This window comes from Streptomyces sp. NPDC104831 (assembly GCF_055583025.1).
In genome coordinates this window covers 98,873-114,278 of sequence record NZ_JBVJOT010000005.1, presented here as the reverse complement: position 1 = coordinate 114,278, position 15,406 = coordinate 98,873, and the positions used below count along the sequence as shown (strand labels likewise).

Here is a 15,406-nt window from a genome sequence, read left to right as displayed (position 1 = left end):
GACGCGCATTCCTATGATGGGCCCCACGACACCGCGGACCGCTGCGACCAGGCAGTCCGAAGCGGTGCAGATGCGGCGCGATGGTGGAGGGGTCTGATGACTCAGGGGGCCGGTCAGGGACCCGAGGCGGAGCGGACGGCGACGCTGCGCGACTTCCGGGTACCCGCGTACGTGCACGAGACCGGTCCGTACGTCCACGACGTCCACGACGTCCACCCCGGCAACGCCGTCCCGGCCGCCGACGAGGCGTACCCCGACGGCTACACCCCCACCCAGCGCGACCTGCCGGTCATCAACCGCGGCGACACCCTCCAGGTCCCCGTCGAGCCGGTACCCGCCGCGCCGGCCCCGCAGCCCGCGACCGGCCCCGGACCGCTCTACGTCGTCGGCGACGTGCACGGCTATCTGGACGAGCTGGTGGCCGCCCTGCAGGAACAGGGCCTGATCGACGCCGCGGGGCAGTGGTGCGCCGGCACCACCCGGCTGTGGTTCCTCGGCGACTTCACCGACCGCGGCCCGGACGGCATCGGCGTCATCGACCTGGTCATGCGGCTGTCGGCCGAGGCCGCCGCGGCGGGCGGCTACTGCAAGGCCCTCATGGGCAACCACGAGCTGCTGCTGCTCGGCGCCAAGCGGTTCGGCGACACCCCCGTCAACTCCGGCGCGGGCACCGCCACCTTCCAGGCCGCCTGGCTGCTCAACGGCGGCCAGAAGACCGACATGGACCGCCTCCAGGACCACCATCTGCAGTGGATGGCCCGCCTCGACGCGGTGGAGATGGTCGACGGCTATCTGCTCCTCCACTCCGACACCACCGCCTACCTCGACTACGGCGACTCCATCGAGGCGGTCAACGACACCGTCCGCGAGACCCTGACCCGCAACGACGCCGACGAGGTCTGGGATCTGTTCCGCAAGTTCACCAAGCGCTTCTCCTTCCGCGACGAGGGCGGCGCCGACGCCGTGCGTTCCCTCCTCGACACGTACGGCGGCACCCGCGTCGTCCACGGGCACAGCCCCATCCCCTACCTCCTCGGCGAGGTCGGCTCCGAGGACGGCGAGGAGGGCTCCGGCCCGGCCGTGGCAGGCCCGCACGTCTACGCCGACGGGCTCGCCATCGCCATGGACGGCGGGGTGACCATGGCCGGAAAACTGCTGGTCCGGCAACTCCCCCTGGAGCTGTGACCGTTCCCCGGGCAGGCATCCCCCCGACCGCGTACGCGCAGGCCGGACGGCAATTTCCGGCAATCCCCTGTCACCGCGCGCCGTAGCGGCTCTACCATCGGCTTGTCCGTAGCAGGCTCCCCTCCGTTTCCGCCCGACGGCATCGACGTGGGAGCCGCAAGCCCTACGGAGCATCGGGGGATGCACATGAACAGCGTTCCGCAGCACCTGACGAGCGAGGACCTCCGGGACTTCGAGCGACTGCTCGACGAGGCACTGCGCTCCGCCCCGCACCGACCGGAACCGGCCGCTGCCGCACAGCGGCTCACCACCGCGCAACTGCGCGCCCTGGCGCTCGACGCCTCCGCCCTGATCACGGCGGCCGCGGCGGCCGAGTACCGGCGCTACGCCGAACTCCGCGACGCCCTGCGCCAACCGGCGCCGTCCGCCCCGGCGCCCGCGTCCGCCGGTCCTCGTCCGGCGGACGCGGGGCCCGCCGCCGCACCCGGCGACATCGCCGAGGACACCGGCGCGGGCGCCGTCGCGGTCATCGCCGTGCTGGCCCCCGTTCTCTCTGCGGCCGCGGCGGTCGTCTTCCTGCTCACCGGCTACGTCCTGCGGGCGTTGAGCCCGGGGCAGACCCTCGCCCGGACCCTGCTCGCCACCGGCTGGGTGTTCGGCGCGCTGACCGCGGCGGCGACCCTCGTCGCCGCCGTCGGACTGCTGCTCGCCGCCTTGCGCCACCGCTCCCCGACGGACACCGAGGCCCGGGACACGGCGGACGAGGAGGAACTGGAGAGGGCCAGAGACGCCTGGCGGCACGCCCTGCTGGAGCGCGGCATCCTGCCCTTCCTCCGGGAGGTGCCGGCCGCTCCCGGCCCGGCGGCCGTGCGGCACCCGGTCCCGCCCGCACCGGACGGCCGCATACCGCGTCTGGGCTACGACCGGCCGGGCTTCGGCAGCCCCGGCGACAACACGGTGTCCGGCCGCCCCGGCTTCACCAGCCCCGACTACACGGGCCCGGACTACGGCGGCCCGGAGCACCTCCCCGAGTAGCCCGGCCGCGCACCGGGCCACCCGGTCTCGGAAGGCTCGGCCCGCCGGGCCGGCTCAGTCGGCGAGGGGCAGGTACACCCGGTTGCCGGCCTCCGCGAACTCCTTCGACTTCTGGGCCATGCCCTCCTCGATCTCGGCCCGGCTGCCGCCGTGCTCCCGCCGGATGTCCTGCGAGATCTTCATGCTGCAGAACTTGGGGCCGCACATGGAGCAGAAGTGGGCCGTCTTGGCGGGTTCGGCCGGCAGGGTCTCGTCGTGGAACTCCCGTGCCGTGTCGGGATCCAGGGCGAGGTTGAACTGGTCCTCCCAGCGGAACTCGAAGCGGGCGTCGGACAGCGCGTCGTCCCACTCCTGCGCCCCGGGGTGCCCCTTGGCGAGGTCCGCGGCATGCGCGGCGATCTTGTAGGTGATGACGCCGGTCTTGACGTCGTCCCTGTTGGGCAGGCCCAGGTGCTCCTTGGGCGTGACGTAGCAGAGCATCGCCGTGCCCCACCAAGCGATCATCGCGGCACCGATGCCGGAGGTGATGTGGTCGTACGCCGGCGCGACGTCCGTGGTCAGCGGGCCGAGCGTATAGAACGGAGCCTCATCGCAGATCTCCTGCTGGAGGTCGATGTTCTCCTTGATCTTGTGCATCGGGACGTGCCCGGGGCCCTCGATCATCGTCTGTACGTCGAACCGCCGGGCAATCCGGTTGAGTTCCCCGAGCGTGCGCAACTCCGCGAACTGGGCCTCGTCGTTGGCGTCCGCGATCGAGCCCGGCCGCAGACCGTCGCCCAGCGAGTACGTGACGTCGTAGGCGGCGAGGATCTCGCACAGTTCCTCGAAGTTCTCGTACAGGAACGACTCCTTGTGGTGCGCGAGGCACCACGCGGCCATGATGGAGCCGCCGCGCGAGACGATGCCGGTCTTGCGGTTGGCGGTGAGCGGGACGTAGGGCAGCCGGACGCCCGCGTGGACCGTCATGTAGTCCACGCCCTGCTCGGCCTGCTCGATGACGGTGTCCTTGTAGATCTCCCAGGTCAGTTCCTCGGCCTTGCCGTCGACCTTCTCCAGCGCCTGGTAGAGCGGCACCGTGCCGATGGGCACGGGGGAGTTGCGCAGCACCCACTCGCGAGTGGTGTGGATGTTGCGGCCGGTGGACAGATCCATGACCGTGTCGGCGCCCCAGCGGGTCGCCCAGGTCATCTTCTCGACCTCCTCCTCGATGGAGGAGGTCACCGCCGAGTTGCCGATGTTGGCGTTCACCTTCACCAGGAACCGCTTGCCGATGATCATCGGCTCGATCTCCGGGTGGTTGACGTTGGCCGGCAGCACCGCCCGGCCCGCCGCGATCTCCTCGCGGACCACCTCGGGCGAGACGTTCTCCCGGAGGGCCACGAACTCCATCTCCGGCGTGATCTCGCCCCGGCGGGCGTACGCGAGCTGGGTCACCGCCTGACCGTCGCGTCCCCGCCGCGGCTGGCGCGGGCGTCCGGGGAAGACCGCGTCCAGGTTGCGCAGTCCGCCGCGCGGCGAGGTGTGCTTGATCCCGTCGTCCTCGGGACGGACCGGCCGGCCCGCGTACTCCTCGGTGTCACCGCGGGAGATGATCCAGTTCTCCCGCAGCGCCGGCAGGCCCCTGCGGACGTCCGTGTCGGCGAGTGGATCGGTGTACGGGCCCGATGTGTCGTACAGCGTGACCGACTGCCCGTTGGTGAGGTGCACCTGACGGACCGGCACCCGAAGGTCGGGGCGCGAGCCCTCGACATACGCCTTGTGCCAGCCGATGGACTTCCCGGCCTCCGCGGACTTCTCGTCCTGGGCGGAGGCAGGCGTGCGTGCGTCCTTGTTGGTCATGAGACCTACTCCCTACGCCGGCATTACCCGGTAACAGGTTCGGCGGTCGACGCAGCGGTTTCCGTCGGCACGACGCTTCGTGCGGAACACCGCTTGTTCCACGTGAAACATCGCCACCACGGAGGTCAGCGCCCTCTCAGCCCGGTGCTCCGAGCTCCCGCGTGTGCAAAGGTGCCTCCACGCTAGCGCCATGTGTGGCGCGGTGAACAGTGGGCCCCCTCGCGTTCTTGGGATGATCGGGCGGTGACCAGCATGGAGCAGTATCCCTCTCAGCCCCCCGGGCCGCGCCGCCGAGATGGCTCGGAGCAGGGCACCGGGCACGGCCACCAAGCCCCCGAGAACGGCCGGGAATCCGCTCCCGGGCACGGTCACTCGCACGGCCACAGCCACAGCCACGGCCCCGCCGCTCCCGTCTCCCTGCATCTGCGCAAGGTCATCGCGGCGGTCCTGGTGCCCTTCACGGCAGCGGTCCTGGTCGGGCTCGTGGTGCTCTGGCCAGGACAGGCCCCGTCCCACAAGCGCACCGGGGTCGGCTTCGACCGGCAGACCCAGCAGGCCACGGTCACCCGGGTCGTCGAGCTGAGCTGCGCGACGGCGAACGCCTCCGGGGTGCCCCCGACCGGTGACACCTCCACCGCCGAGGGCAGCTCGGCCCGGCAGCAGGCCGACGGCCCCTGCAAGAAGGCCACGATCCGGGTCGACACCGGCAAGGACAAGGGCCGCACCTTCACCGAGATCGTGCAACCGGACCAGTCACGCCAGCTCTCGCAGGGCGAGAAGGTCGTGGTCGCCTACGAACCCTCGGCCCCGAAGAACCTGCAGTACGCGGTGACCGATGTGAACCGCAAGTTCCCCATGACCCTGCTCGCCGGCATCTTCGCGGTGGCCGTGGTCGTGGTGGGCCGGCTGCGCGGGGTCATGGCGCTGGTCGCCCTGGCCGTCAGCTTCCTGGTCCTGACGCTGTTCATCCTGCCGGCGATCCTCCAGGGATCTAACCCCCTGCTGGTGGCCGTGGTCGGGTCGAGCGCCATCATGCTGGTCGCGCTGTACCTGTGCCACGGGCTGTCGGCCCGTACGTCGGTGGCGGTGCTCGGCACGCTGATATCGCTGGCGCTGATCGGTGCGCTCGGATCGCTGTTCATCGGCTGGGCCGCGCTGACCGGCAACACGGACGACAACACCGGTCTGATCCACGGCCTGTATCCGTCGATCGACATGAGCGGTCTGCTGCTGGCCGGGGTCATCATCGGATCGCTCGGCGTGCTCGACGACGTGACGGTCACCCAGACGTCGGCCGTCTGGGAACTGCACGAGGCCAACCCTTCGATGGGCTGGCGGGGACTGTACCGGGCGGGCATCCGGATCGGCCGTGACCACATCGCGTCCGTGGTCAACACCCTGGTGCTCGCCTATGCCGGTGCCGCACTGCCGTTGCTGCTGCTGTTCTCGGTCGCGCAGAGCAGCGTGGGGACCGTGGCCAACAGCGAGCTGGTGGCCGAGGAGATCGTGCGCACGCTGGTGGGCTCGATCGGCCTGGTCGCCTCGGTCCCGGTCACCACGGCGCTGGCCGCGCTGGTGGTGTCGGCCGACCGGGGCGGACGGGAGACGGGGGCGGCCGGTGTACCCGCCGGGGCCCGGTCCGCCCCGGCGCGCGGCGGCCGGGGCCGGCGCCGGAAGCGGTGAGCGGCGGCGGCACCGCGGCCGTTGCGCAGAAGCGTTCCTGCAAGGCACCGCACGCGTGGGCGGGCCCCTTGCCGTGACACCTCAGCCGGCGCTCTGCTCCTCGGCCAGGATGCGGTCCAGCGCCTCGTCCAGGTGCGCGTCGAAGTCGGCCAGCGCTGCCTCCTGACCGAGCGGCACCAGCTTGTCCGTGCGGTCGAGGAACGCCACGAGCGGGGGCGCCGACGAGCGGAAGAGCGCGTGGTCGCCTCCGACCTGAAGCCGGATCAGCACCTCGCCCAGGACCTCGGAGTCGACGGGGGAGATGCGCACGTCCCCCTCCCCGCACGGACGGCCGACCCCGTCGATGAGCAGTTCACGCCCGAACGCCCAGGTGACGGGTGCGTCGCCGGGGAGATGAAAGGTGAGCCGCACGGCATAGGGATCACTGGTCTCGTAGCGCAGCTCCACCGGGATGCGGAAGGAGAGCTCCTCGGAGACGAGAAAGCTCATCATGACTTCTGCCTGTACGGACTCGCGCATTGCCTACCCCGTCATAGGACGTCGACTGGCCGGGATTGATCCCTCTGACCGTGGTCAAATCTTGCTCAACGTACACAGTGGATCACAAGGAGTGAGTTTTCAGATACTGATAGAGAGTGTCAGCGATCCCAGATGACGCCCGATCTCCGTCTGGAGCCGACGGGCCGCGGGCATCAGCCGGTCGGACTGGTGGGCGGGCAGCGAGATGGCCATGGTGGCCGCGGTCGCGCCGACGGTGATGGGGATCGCCGCGCAGACCGTCCCGACGGCGTACTCCTGGCGCTCCACCGTCGGCTCCATCCGGCCGGTCCGGGCCAGCCGCCGCAGGAGCGCGTCGTTGTCCCGCACGGTGTACGGGGTGACGGGCCGTACGGGGTAGCGGGCGAGATGGTCGCGGCGCGCGTCCTCGTCCAGCTGGGACAGCAGGCACTGCCCGATCGCGTGCGCATGGCCGGTCTCGCGGAAGTCCGCCCACTCCTCGACCGCCGGTGCCTGGCGGGAGGAGGAGACGCACATGACCTCGATCTCGCCCTCCCTGTATCTCGCGTAGTACAACGGCACACCGATCGAATCGCGCCAGTGCGCGAGCGTGTCCGCCACCATGCTGCGACGTTTCTGCTGTGCTCCGCCGTGGGCCAGCCGCTCCGCGGCGGCACCGAGGAAGAACAGCCCCTTGTCCCGGTGCAGATAGCCCTCGTGCACCAGCGTGCGCAGCAGGTGGTAGGCGGTGGGCAGCGCGAGGCCGGTCTCTCGCGCGAGCTGTTTGGCGGGGGCGCCGTAGGGGTGCGAGGCGACGGTCTCCAGCAGGCGCATGGCGCGCTGGACGGATCCGATGAGCGTGGCGGCGGGCGCGGCCGGGGGACGCGGTGCCGACCGGCCGGCGACGGGCGGCGATTCGCGGGCGCCCGCGGCGGGCGGGGGGCCGGGGCGGTTGGCCGCGGGCGCGCCGGCCTGGCTGGGAACGAGCGGGGACGGCGGTCGCTGGTAAGGGGGTGCGCAGGGACGCGGTGCGACGGCGGGTGCGGGGGGTGCTGCCGGTGCGGTGTCAACCATGGCCAAGGGGTCACTCCCGAAGCGCGAGGGGGGAGCCCGTGCGAGGGGTGGAGCACGGGATCTGCGCCTCCCACGGAGCCGGAGTCCGCGGGGGGTTCCGGACTTTAACGGGCCCGCCACCGCGCCCGGACCGCCCCGGACGGAAACTTCCCTCCCCCGAGGGAACCGCCCGTATCACCGCTGACCGGCGACCTGACGCCTCACCACCCGCTGCGGGACGAGGAGTTCCCCGAGAACCGGCGCACGACGTAGATCAGTCCGCCGACGAGGGCGACGAAGACCAGTGCCTTGAACAGCAGGCCGATCACGAACCCGACCACGCTCGCTATCAGGCCGCCGAACACGGCCAGGGCGATGACCGGCACCGCGACCCACTTCACCCACCACGGCAGCCCCGCGAAGATCTCTCGCATCGCCTCGTCCTTTGCGTTCTCGTGCGTTGTCTGTGATACGCACTCGATGCTAGGGCCGCGAGGGGCCTGAGCGGGGGTTTCGCATCCCTTGTCCTGCCCTGACCCGTCCCCTAGGGAACGCCGGGGCCGGGCTCACGCCTCGGGCGGAGAGAACACGACGAGCACCCTGAGATCCTCGCTGATGTGGTGGAACCGGTGCGGGACCCCGGCGGGCACGTACACGACACTGCCCCGCGCCACCTGGGTCGTCTCCGGGCCGACCGTGAGCGAGGCCCGGCCGCTGACCACGAGGTACACCTCGTCCTGGCCGTGCGGCTGCTGCGGGTCGTGCCCGCCCGCGTCGAGGGCGTACAAGCCGACCGACATGTTCCGCTCGCGCAGGAACTGCAGGTAGGCCCCCTCGTTGGCGGCGCGCTCCGCCTCCAGGTCGTCCAGCCGGAATGCCTTCATCGCCGCCGCCGTCCTCGCCTCACTGCTCGCCGCTCCCCTGCTCCCCGTGGCCCGCCCGCCGCCGTCCGGCCGGGTTCCGTCCGGTCTGCCACGATCAGACACATGAGGAATTTCCTAGTCAAGACGATCGCCAACGCCGGTGCCCTGGCGGTCGCGGTATGGGCGCTCGACAAGATCACCCTGACCGGTGACGGCACCGCCAGGAAGGCCGGCACGCTGATCGTCGTCGCGTTGATCTTCGGCCTGGTCAACTGGCTGGTCAAGCCGATCGTGAAGGTACTCACCTTCCCGCTGTTCATCCTGACCCTGGGACTGATCACCCTGGTCGTGAACGCGCTGATGCTGCTGCTGACCTCCTGGGTGTGCGGAAAGCTCGATCTGAGCTTCCATGTGGACGGTTTCTGGACGGCCGTCCTCGGTGGTCTGATCGTCTCCGTCGTCTCCTGGGCGCTGCACGTCGTCCTGCCCGACGAGGACTGATCGCGCCATGACCTACCGCGTCTGTTTCGTGTGCACCGGCAACATCTGCCGCTCCCCGATGGCCGAATCCGTCTTCCGCGCGCGCGTGGCGGAGGCCGGCCTGGAGGAACTGGTGGCGGTCGACAGCGCCGGCACGGGCGGCTGGCACGAGGGCGAGCCGGCCGACCCGCGCACCGTCTCGGTCCTGGAAGAGCACGGTTACGACAGTGCGCACACGGCCCGCCGGTTCCTGCCGTCGTGGTTCGCCCGGCTCGACCTGGTGATAGCCCTGGACACCGACCACCTCAGGGCCCTGCGCCGGCTCGCGCCCACCGAGGAGGACGCGCGCAAGATCCGCCTGCTGCGCTCCTACGACCCCGGCGCCGGCGCCGACCTCGACGTCCCGGACCCGTACTACGGGGGCCGGGACGGCTTCGCGGAGTGCCTTGAGATGGTGGAGGCGGCGAGTACGGGGCTGCTCGCCGCTGTACAGGACGAACTGGAAGGACGGGCCGCATGAGCGAGGGCACGAGGAGCGAGGACCGAACGGGCGACGGTACGCGCGCGGTACGGGCGGGACTGCCCGAGCCGGTCAAGCACGAGCCGACCCTGCCCGGACCGGTGTTCGCGGCCCACTTCCACCTGCCCGGTGAGGTGTCGGGACCGTACGCGTACGGCCGTGACGACAATCCGACCTGGACCCTGCTGGAGCGCGCCATAGGCGAGCTGGAGGCCCCGGGCCGGGAGGACGTCGAGACGCTGGTCTTCGCCTCCGGCATGGCGGCGATCTCCTCCGTGCTGTTCTCCCAGCTGCGCGCCGGGGACGCGGTCGTGCTGCCCTCCGACGGCTACCAGGTGCTGCCGATGGTCGGCGCCCAGCTGGAGGCCTACGGCATCGAGGTGCGCACCGCGCCGACCGGCGGCGACGCCCAGCTGGAGGCGCTGGACGGGGCGCGACTGCTGTGGATCGAGTCTCCGTCGAACCCCGGGCTCGACGTGTGCGACATCCGGCGGCTGACGGAGGCGGCCCACGCGCGGGGCGCGCTGGTCGCCGTGGACAACACACTGGCCACCCCGCTCGGGCAGCGCCCGCTGGAGCTGGGTGCCGACTTCTCCGTGGCCAGCGGTACCAAGCAGCTCACCGGGCACGGTGATGTCCTGCTGGGCTATGTCGCCGGCCGCGGCGCCGAGACGATGGCCGCCGTACGCCGCTGGCGCAAGATCGTCGGCGCGATCTCCGGGCCCATGGAGGCATGGCTCGCGCACCGGTCCATCGCCACGCTCCAGCTGCGCGTCGACCGGCAGAACGCCACCGCTCTCGCGGTCGCCGAGGCGCTGCGGCAGCGGCCCGAGGTCTCCGGACTGCGCTACCCGGGCCTGCCCGACGACCCCTCGCACGCGATCGCGGCGCGGCAGATGCGCCGCTACGGCTGTGTCGTCTCCTTCACGCTGCCCACGCGCGCGCGTGCCGAGCGTTTCCTTGAGGCCCTGCGCCTGGTGGAGGACGCGACGAGCTTCGGCGGGGTGCGGTCCACGGCCGAGCGGCGCCGCCGCTGGGGCGGGGACGACGTGTCGGAGGGCTTCGTCCGGATGTCCGTCGGCGCGGAGGACCCTGAGGACCTGGTGGCCGACGTGCTGCGTGCCCTGGACGAGTCCGCCGGGTAGCCGCTCGCACGCCTGGTCGCCGCGGCTGCCGGACGGTCCGAGCCTCCCCCCTCGTGGCTCGGACCGCCTGCGGTCCTCGGGTGGGAAGACCGCCCGAACCAGGCTAGTTGACTCTGCGTCAGTGTCCAATCACGGTAGCGACAGGGACCTATCGGCATATTTATAGTTGGCTCCTGCCCGGCGGCCGGCGAAGGGCGAGGAGGCAGGGACAGGGGAGGGCACGCCATGGATCTGGCCTTGCTGCGAACCTTCGTCACCGTGCACCGGGCTGGTTCCTTCACCCGCGCCGCCGCTCTGCTCGGCCTCTCCCAGCCCGCCGTCACCTCGCAGATCCGCACGCTCGAGCGCCAGCTCGGCAGGCCGCTCTTCCTCCGTCAGGCGCGCGGGGTGACCCCGACGACCGTCGGCGACGAACTCGCGCACCGGGCCGCACCGCATCTCGACGCCCTGGTGGAGATAGCCGAAGGCGGGCTGGACGACGACCAGACGTCGCGGACGCTGCATCTGGCCGGCCCGCCGGAGTTCACCGCCGAACGCGTGCTGCCCGCCCTCACCGGTCTGACCGGCGACGACGGCCGGGCCCTCGCGCTGCGCGTCTCCTTCGGCGCCGCCGAGGAAACGCTGGAGGGTCTGGCCTGCGGCCGGCACGACCTGGCCGTCAGCACGACCAGACCGCGCGGGAACCTGCTCACCGCCACTCCGCTGTGCGACGAGGAGCACGTACTGGTCGCCGCCCCGCACTGGGCGGAGCGCATCGGGCCGGACAGCGTGCGGCTGAAGGGGGCGCCGGCCCTGGAGGACCTGCCCGTCGTGGAGGTCCACGAGTCGCTGCCGCTCGTCTCGCGCTACTGGACCTCCGTCTTCGACTGCCGGCCGGCCGCCACGGGCACGGTGATCGCCCCCGACCTGCGGGCCGTGCTCTCCTGTGTGATCGCCGGTGCCGGGTTCGCGGTGCTGCCCCGCTATCTGTGCGCGCCGGCCCTGGAGCGGGGCGCGATCGTCACCCTGCTCGACCCGCTGGTGCCTCCGTTGCGCACGTACTTCCTGGTGGTGCGGACCGGCACCCTCGCCCTGCCCAGTGTCGCGCGGGCCCACGAGTGGCTCCGGCGCGCGGCCGCGGCCTGGTGCTGACGCCGCCCGGGTGGGGTGCGCGCGCAGCGGTCGGCGCGTGACGCTTTGCGATGTTTCACGTGGAACCAGCGGGGCCACATTTCTCCCATGACCGTCCGACCCGTGGTCAAGCGCACCGCCCGCGCCGTTCTCCTGGACGGTGACGACCTGATCCTGATCAAGCGCACCAAGCCCGGCGTCGATCCCTACTGGGTCACTCCCGGTGGCGGGGTCGAGCCCGGGGACTCGACCGTCGTGGACGCCCTGCACCGGGAGGTGTACGAGGAACTCGGCGCCAAGATCACCGACGTGGTGCCGTGTTTCGTGGACACGGTGGAGCACATCGGCGAGGACTGCGGCTCGACCGGTGTGAAGGTGCAGCACTTCTTCGTCTGCCGGCTGGAGTCGATGGACCCCGCCCTGCGGCACGGCCCCGAAGTGGACGAACCGGCCGGGGAGTACGAGATCGTCCGCGTCCCGTTCACCCGTGTCGGCATCGCCTCCGTCCACCTCGTCCCGCTGTCCCTGCGCCACTACCTGGACGGGAACATCGAGGGCGTACGCGCCATGCACGCCCCCGACCTCGGCTGAGCACCCTCAGTACGCGCCGGCGAGCAGGTCGTCCACCGAGTCGTGCCGTATGCGGCCCGGCGGGATGCCGATGCCCCGGAGCGTCTGGACACCGCTGCGGATCATCGCGGCCGGGCCCGAGAGGTAGGCGTCGTAGCCGGGCCACGGCCCGTGCGCCCGTACGGCGTCGGGCAGCCGGATCCGCTCGTCCGTGACGGTCCGGACCGACAGCCAGGGATGGATCCGCCGGAGCCTGAGCAGGGTGTCGAGGTCGTACAGGCCGTGATCGGTGCGGGCGCCGTAGAAGACCTCGACCGGCCGGCGCTCGCCGTGCTCGGCCACGTCCTCCACCAGGGCCTTGATGGGGGCTATGCCGGTACCGCCGCCCAGGCAGAGCAGTCCGCTGTCCGTGGTGTGGTCGACGGTCATCGAGCCGGCCGGCGGCCCGAGGCGGATCACATCGCCGGGCCGGGCCCGGTGCACCAGGGCGTTGGACACCCAGCCCGCCGGGACGGCCTTCACATGGAACATGAGCAGTCCGTCCGAGCGGGGCGCGCAGGCGATGGAGTAGTGCCGCCACACCCGCGGCCACCACGGGGTCTCCACGCTGGTGTACTGGCCGGCGAGGAAGGGGTAGGGCTGGTCGGGCCGGACGGTCAGGACCGCGATGTCGGGGGCGCGCAGGTCGTGGCCGACGATCTCGGCCTGCCACCAGGCCGGGCCACGCAGTTCGTCCTCCGCCGCCGCATCGATCATGACCTGGGAGAACAGGGTGTAGGCCCGGACCCAGGCGGCTTCGGTCCCGGGGTCCCAGACGGCGGTGGCATACCTGCTCAGTGCGCCGATGAGGCACTCTCCCAGGGCCGGATAGTGCTCGGCACGCGCCCCGTACTTGCGGTGTCCGCGCCCCAGGCCGCGCAGGTGGCCGAGGAGGACCGGAGTGTCGTCCAGGTGCTCGGCCGCGGTGAGCAGCGCCTTCAGCAGGCGCTCCCGCTGGACGTCCACCGCGGCCGGGAACAGGGAGCGCAGTTCGGGGTGCCGGACGAAGAGGAGAGCGTAGAAATAGGAGGTGACCTGGTCGGCGACGGGAGTGATCTCGGTCAGCGTGCGGCGGATGAGGCGGGCATCGGCGCTCTCCTGAGCGCCCGGCGGCGGAGACGGGGGTGCCGTGCGCGGCATGAACCAGCCCTCCCCGTCCGGCTTGCCGTTCTCCCCCGGCGTGCTGATCGCAGCATCCATGGTGTGCCCTCGCCTCGAACGTCGTCTGGTCGGTACGTCGACTACCGTGTCAGTCCCACCAGTTCATAGGCTCCCCACAGGTCCCGTCCCGAGTAGGAGTGGGTGGCGAGACCCGTCAGGTGGGCATCGGCATTGACCGCCACGGACACCGGCACGGCGGCGAACAGGTCCTTGTCGGACGATGAGTCGCCGTACGCCACACAGTCCGCCCGAGTCACCCCGAACTCCGCGCAGAGCCGGTCCGCGATGGTCACCTTGGCCGCCGCGTTGAGGACCCCGGCCGGGTCGACGGGCTCGGCGAACGGCACGGCCGGGAAACGGGAGCCATGGGCCGCGTGGGCTCCCCATTCCAGCAGGCGTTCGACGAAGAAGGAGGGCGAGAGAGACACCACCGCGCAGTACTCGCCCGCACTCCTGATCTCCGCCCAGACCTCGCGGATCCGGGCCAGCCAAGGAGCCGTCTGGAACGCGGCCCGCACATGCGCCTCGGTCAGACCGGCCCACAGGTCGTACACCTGCGCGGCATACTCCGGTGGACCGATCCGTCCGTCCGCGATCGCCCGCTCCAGCTCCATCGTCTCGGTCACCAGGCCCAACTGACGCGATATCTCCAAGGGAGCGGTCGTCCCGTGCAGCAACGTGCCGTCCAGATCGAAGAGGTGAAGTCTCGTCATGGCGCCGAGGCTAGTGGGCCGATCAATGTTTCACGTGAAACACCGCACAGCTGACCGATGGCTGTACGGATGTCCATGAGATGGCCAAAAGAACGTGCGTCTGCATCGAAACAGGTGGACGGCGGGGGCGCCGTTCGGACAGCCTGACCTGCGTGCCAACTCCTTCCCTCACCACTCTGCCCATCCGTCGCCTGACGCTCCGCGATCTCGCCGCCTGCGCCGACCTGTCCGAAGACCGGGGGTGGCCACGCGAGGAACACAAGTGGGGCTTCCTCCTCACCGCCGGGAAGGGATACGGCATCGACGACCCCGAGGGCGGTCTCGTCGCCGCGTGCGTCGTCACCGAGTACGGCGGGTGGGGGCGGCCGGAACTCGGCGCCATCGGCATGGTCCTGGTGGCCGGACGCCATGCGCGCCAAGGAGTAGGCCGCCGCTTGATGCGGCACGTCGTCTCGGTCATGGGAAGCACTCCGCTGACCCTGCACGCCACCCCCAACGGCCGGCCTCTCTACGAAGAGCTGGGCTTCAAGGTGACGGGCCGGGCCGAGATGCTGAGGGGCCGCTTCACTCCCGGCGGACCGGAGTCCGGGGTCGTCACGCGCGCCGCCACCGCGGAGGACCTCCCGGCGATCGTGCGCCTCGACGAGGAGGTGTTCGGCACCGATCGCACCCCTCTCATCACCCGGCTGCCCGCCTTCGCAGACCAGCTGCGGGTCGCCGAGGAGGAAGGCCGGCTCATCGGCTACACCGCCGCGTGGCCCAACATGGACACCCATGTGGTCGGCCCGCTGATCGCGAGGGACACGGAGACCGCCAAGGCGCTGATCGCCTCGCTGGCGGCCCGTACCGAACGCCCGCTGCGCACCGACATCGACGTGCGTCATGGCGAACTGCTGGACTGGGCGAAGGAGCGGGGGCTGGCCTCCGTGGCCTTCAACTCGGTGATGACCTACGGCATCACCGAGCTGCCGGGGGACTGGACCCGGCGGTTCGCCCCGCTGACGGTAGCCGCCGGCTGAACCGTGTGATGCGCGCCGGCCCCGCCGCTCGGAGCGGCGGGGCCGGCGTGACCGGGTCCGACCCGCGGGTCAGGCGAGCGCCTGTACGGCCGCGGCGGCGAACCCGTGGTCCTGCTCCGGCGCACCGCCGCCGACGCCGATCGCGCCGATCAGCCGGCCGTCCCGGTGGACGGGCAGGCCGCCCGCGATGAACAGCAGGGGCCGGTCGAGGGCCGTGGGCAGGGTGTGGAACGGGCCGCCGGGCTGGACGGCGTCGACGAGGTCGGCGGTGGGCGCGTTCAGCTGGAGCGCCGTGTAGGCCTTGCGGGTGCTGGTCTCGCCGGAGATCAGCACGGCCCGGTCGTCCCGGCGGAAGGCGAGCAGGTGGCCACCGGCGTCCAGGACGGTGACGCTGACGGTGACTCCGGCGCCCTCGGCCGCCCGGCGGGCCGTGGTGACGAGCAGCTCGGCGTCCTCGGTGGTGAGCGGCGTGACGGCGGTGGTGCTCATGGAG

Annotated in this window: 17 protein-coding genes; 9 read left to right on the top strand and 8 right to left on the bottom strand. The window is 71.4% G+C overall.

The genetic code is table 11. The features are described from left to right. Positions 1–96: 96 nt before the first annotated feature. Together ACZ63H_RS05470 and ACZ63H_RS05465 are read left to right on the top strand one after the other, a co-directional pair. Positions 97–1,185 (top strand): metallophosphoesterase, encoded by a 1,089-nt coding sequence (locus tag ACZ63H_RS05470; RefSeq protein WP_469862386.1) that lies wholly within the window; start codon positions 97–99, stop codon positions 1,183–1,185. Between the two features lie 180 nt (positions 1,186–1,365). Beyond that, entirely contained in the window at positions 1,366–2,220 is an 855-nt protein-coding gene (locus ACZ63H_RS05465) for a hypothetical protein (protein WP_469862384.1), read from the top strand. 54 nt (positions 2,221–2,274) lie between these two features. Here ACZ63H_RS05465 and thiC read toward each other — a convergent pair whose 3' ends face one another. Next, the gene (gene thiC, locus ACZ63H_RS05460; RefSeq protein WP_469862382.1) at positions 2,275–4,059 is read right to left on the bottom strand and encodes a phosphomethylpyrimidine synthase ThiC; all 1,785 of its coding nucleotides are present in this window, start codon (positions 4,057–4,059) and stop codon (positions 2,275–2,277) included. Between the two features lie 252 nt (positions 4,060–4,311). Here thiC and ACZ63H_RS05455 point away from each other — a divergent pair, with 252 nt between their 5' ends. Further along, positions 4,312–5,742: a YibE/F family protein gene (locus tag ACZ63H_RS05455; protein WP_469862536.1), complete on the top strand. Its 1,431-nt coding sequence runs from the start codon at positions 4,312–4,314 to the stop codon at positions 5,740–5,742. 81 nt (positions 5,743–5,823) lie between these two features. Here the strand turns inward: ACZ63H_RS05455 and ACZ63H_RS05450 are convergent, their stop codons facing one another. The 4 genes from ACZ63H_RS05450 to ACZ63H_RS05435 all read right to left on the bottom strand — a co-directional run bounded on the left by ACZ63H_RS05450 (position 5,824) and on the right by ACZ63H_RS05435 (position 8,177). Further along, positions 5,824–6,261, bottom strand: coding sequence for an SsgA family sporulation/cell division regulator (locus tag ACZ63H_RS05450; protein ID WP_318202501.1), 438 nt, complete (start codon positions 6,259–6,261; stop codon positions 5,824–5,826). A 99-nt stretch (positions 6,262–6,360) separates the two neighbouring features. Beyond that, on the bottom strand, positions 6,361–7,074 hold the full coding sequence (locus tag ACZ63H_RS05445; RefSeq protein WP_469862380.1) for an IclR family transcriptional regulator: 714 nt from the start codon (positions 7,072–7,074) through the stop codon (positions 6,361–6,363). Positions 7,075–7,514: 440 nt separating this feature from the next. Next, positions 7,515–7,727 carry a DUF5326 family protein gene (locus tag ACZ63H_RS05440; RefSeq protein WP_469862378.1) on the bottom strand — a complete coding sequence of 71 codons (213 nt, stop codon included), beginning with the start codon at positions 7,725–7,727 and terminating at the stop codon, positions 7,515–7,517. A 132-nt stretch (positions 7,728–7,859) separates the two neighbouring features. Further along, complete coding sequence (locus tag ACZ63H_RS05435) at positions 7,860–8,177, bottom strand: cupin domain-containing protein (protein ID WP_469862376.1); 318 nt, start codon at positions 8,175–8,177, stop codon at positions 7,860–7,862. Between the two features lie 102 nt (positions 8,178–8,279). On the opposite strand from ACZ63H_RS05435, the gene ACZ63H_RS05430 reads away from it, so the two are divergent. From ACZ63H_RS05430 to ACZ63H_RS05410, 5 genes are all read left to right on the top strand, one after another. Further along, complete coding sequence (locus ACZ63H_RS05430; RefSeq protein WP_469862374.1) at positions 8,280–8,657, top strand: phage holin family protein; 378 nt, start codon at positions 8,280–8,282, stop codon at positions 8,655–8,657. A gap of 7 nt (positions 8,658–8,664) precedes the next feature. Then, complete coding sequence (locus ACZ63H_RS05425; protein WP_469862372.1) at positions 8,665–9,156, top strand: low molecular weight protein-tyrosine-phosphatase; 492 nt, start codon at positions 8,665–8,667, stop codon at positions 9,154–9,156. Next, complete coding sequence (locus ACZ63H_RS05420) at positions 9,153–10,301, top strand: cystathionine gamma-lyase (RefSeq protein WP_469862370.1); 1,149 nt, start codon at positions 9,153–9,155, stop codon at positions 10,299–10,301. The genes ACZ63H_RS05425 and ACZ63H_RS05420 overlap by 4 nt, the downstream gene beginning before the upstream one ends. Positions 10,302–10,526: 225 nt before the next feature. After that, complete coding sequence (locus ACZ63H_RS05415; RefSeq protein WP_469862368.1) at positions 10,527–11,432, top strand: LysR family transcriptional regulator; 906 nt, start codon at positions 10,527–10,529, stop codon at positions 11,430–11,432. 87 nt (positions 11,433–11,519) lie between these two features. Then, complete coding sequence (locus ACZ63H_RS05410) at positions 11,520–12,002, top strand: NUDIX hydrolase (protein WP_469862366.1); 483 nt, start codon at positions 11,520–11,522, stop codon at positions 12,000–12,002. Between the two features lie 6 nt (positions 12,003–12,008). Here the strand turns inward: ACZ63H_RS05410 and ACZ63H_RS05405 are convergent, their stop codons facing one another. Further along, entirely contained in the window at positions 12,009–13,160 is a 1,152-nt protein-coding gene (locus tag ACZ63H_RS05405) for a globin domain-containing protein (RefSeq protein ID WP_469862534.1), read from the bottom strand. A gap of 101 nt (positions 13,161–13,261) precedes the next feature. Next, a complete protein-coding gene (locus ACZ63H_RS05400) occupies positions 13,262–13,894 on the bottom strand; it encodes an HAD family hydrolase (RefSeq protein WP_469862365.1) in 633 nt (210 codons plus the stop codon). A 152-nt stretch (positions 13,895–14,046) separates the two neighbouring features. On the opposite strand from ACZ63H_RS05400, the gene ACZ63H_RS05395 reads away from it, so the two are divergent. Continuing rightward, on the top strand, positions 14,047–14,913 hold the full coding sequence (locus ACZ63H_RS05395) for a GNAT family N-acetyltransferase (protein WP_469862363.1): 867 nt from the start codon (positions 14,047–14,049) through the stop codon (positions 14,911–14,913). Between the two features lie 69 nt (positions 14,914–14,982). Here the strand turns inward: ACZ63H_RS05395 and ACZ63H_RS05390 are convergent, their stop codons facing one another. After that, positions 14,983–15,402 carry a GlcG/HbpS family heme-binding protein gene (locus ACZ63H_RS05390; RefSeq protein ID WP_469862362.1) on the bottom strand — a complete coding sequence of 140 codons (420 nt, stop codon included), beginning with the start codon at positions 15,400–15,402 and terminating at the stop codon, positions 14,983–14,985. Positions 15,403–15,406: the final 4 nt, after the last annotated feature.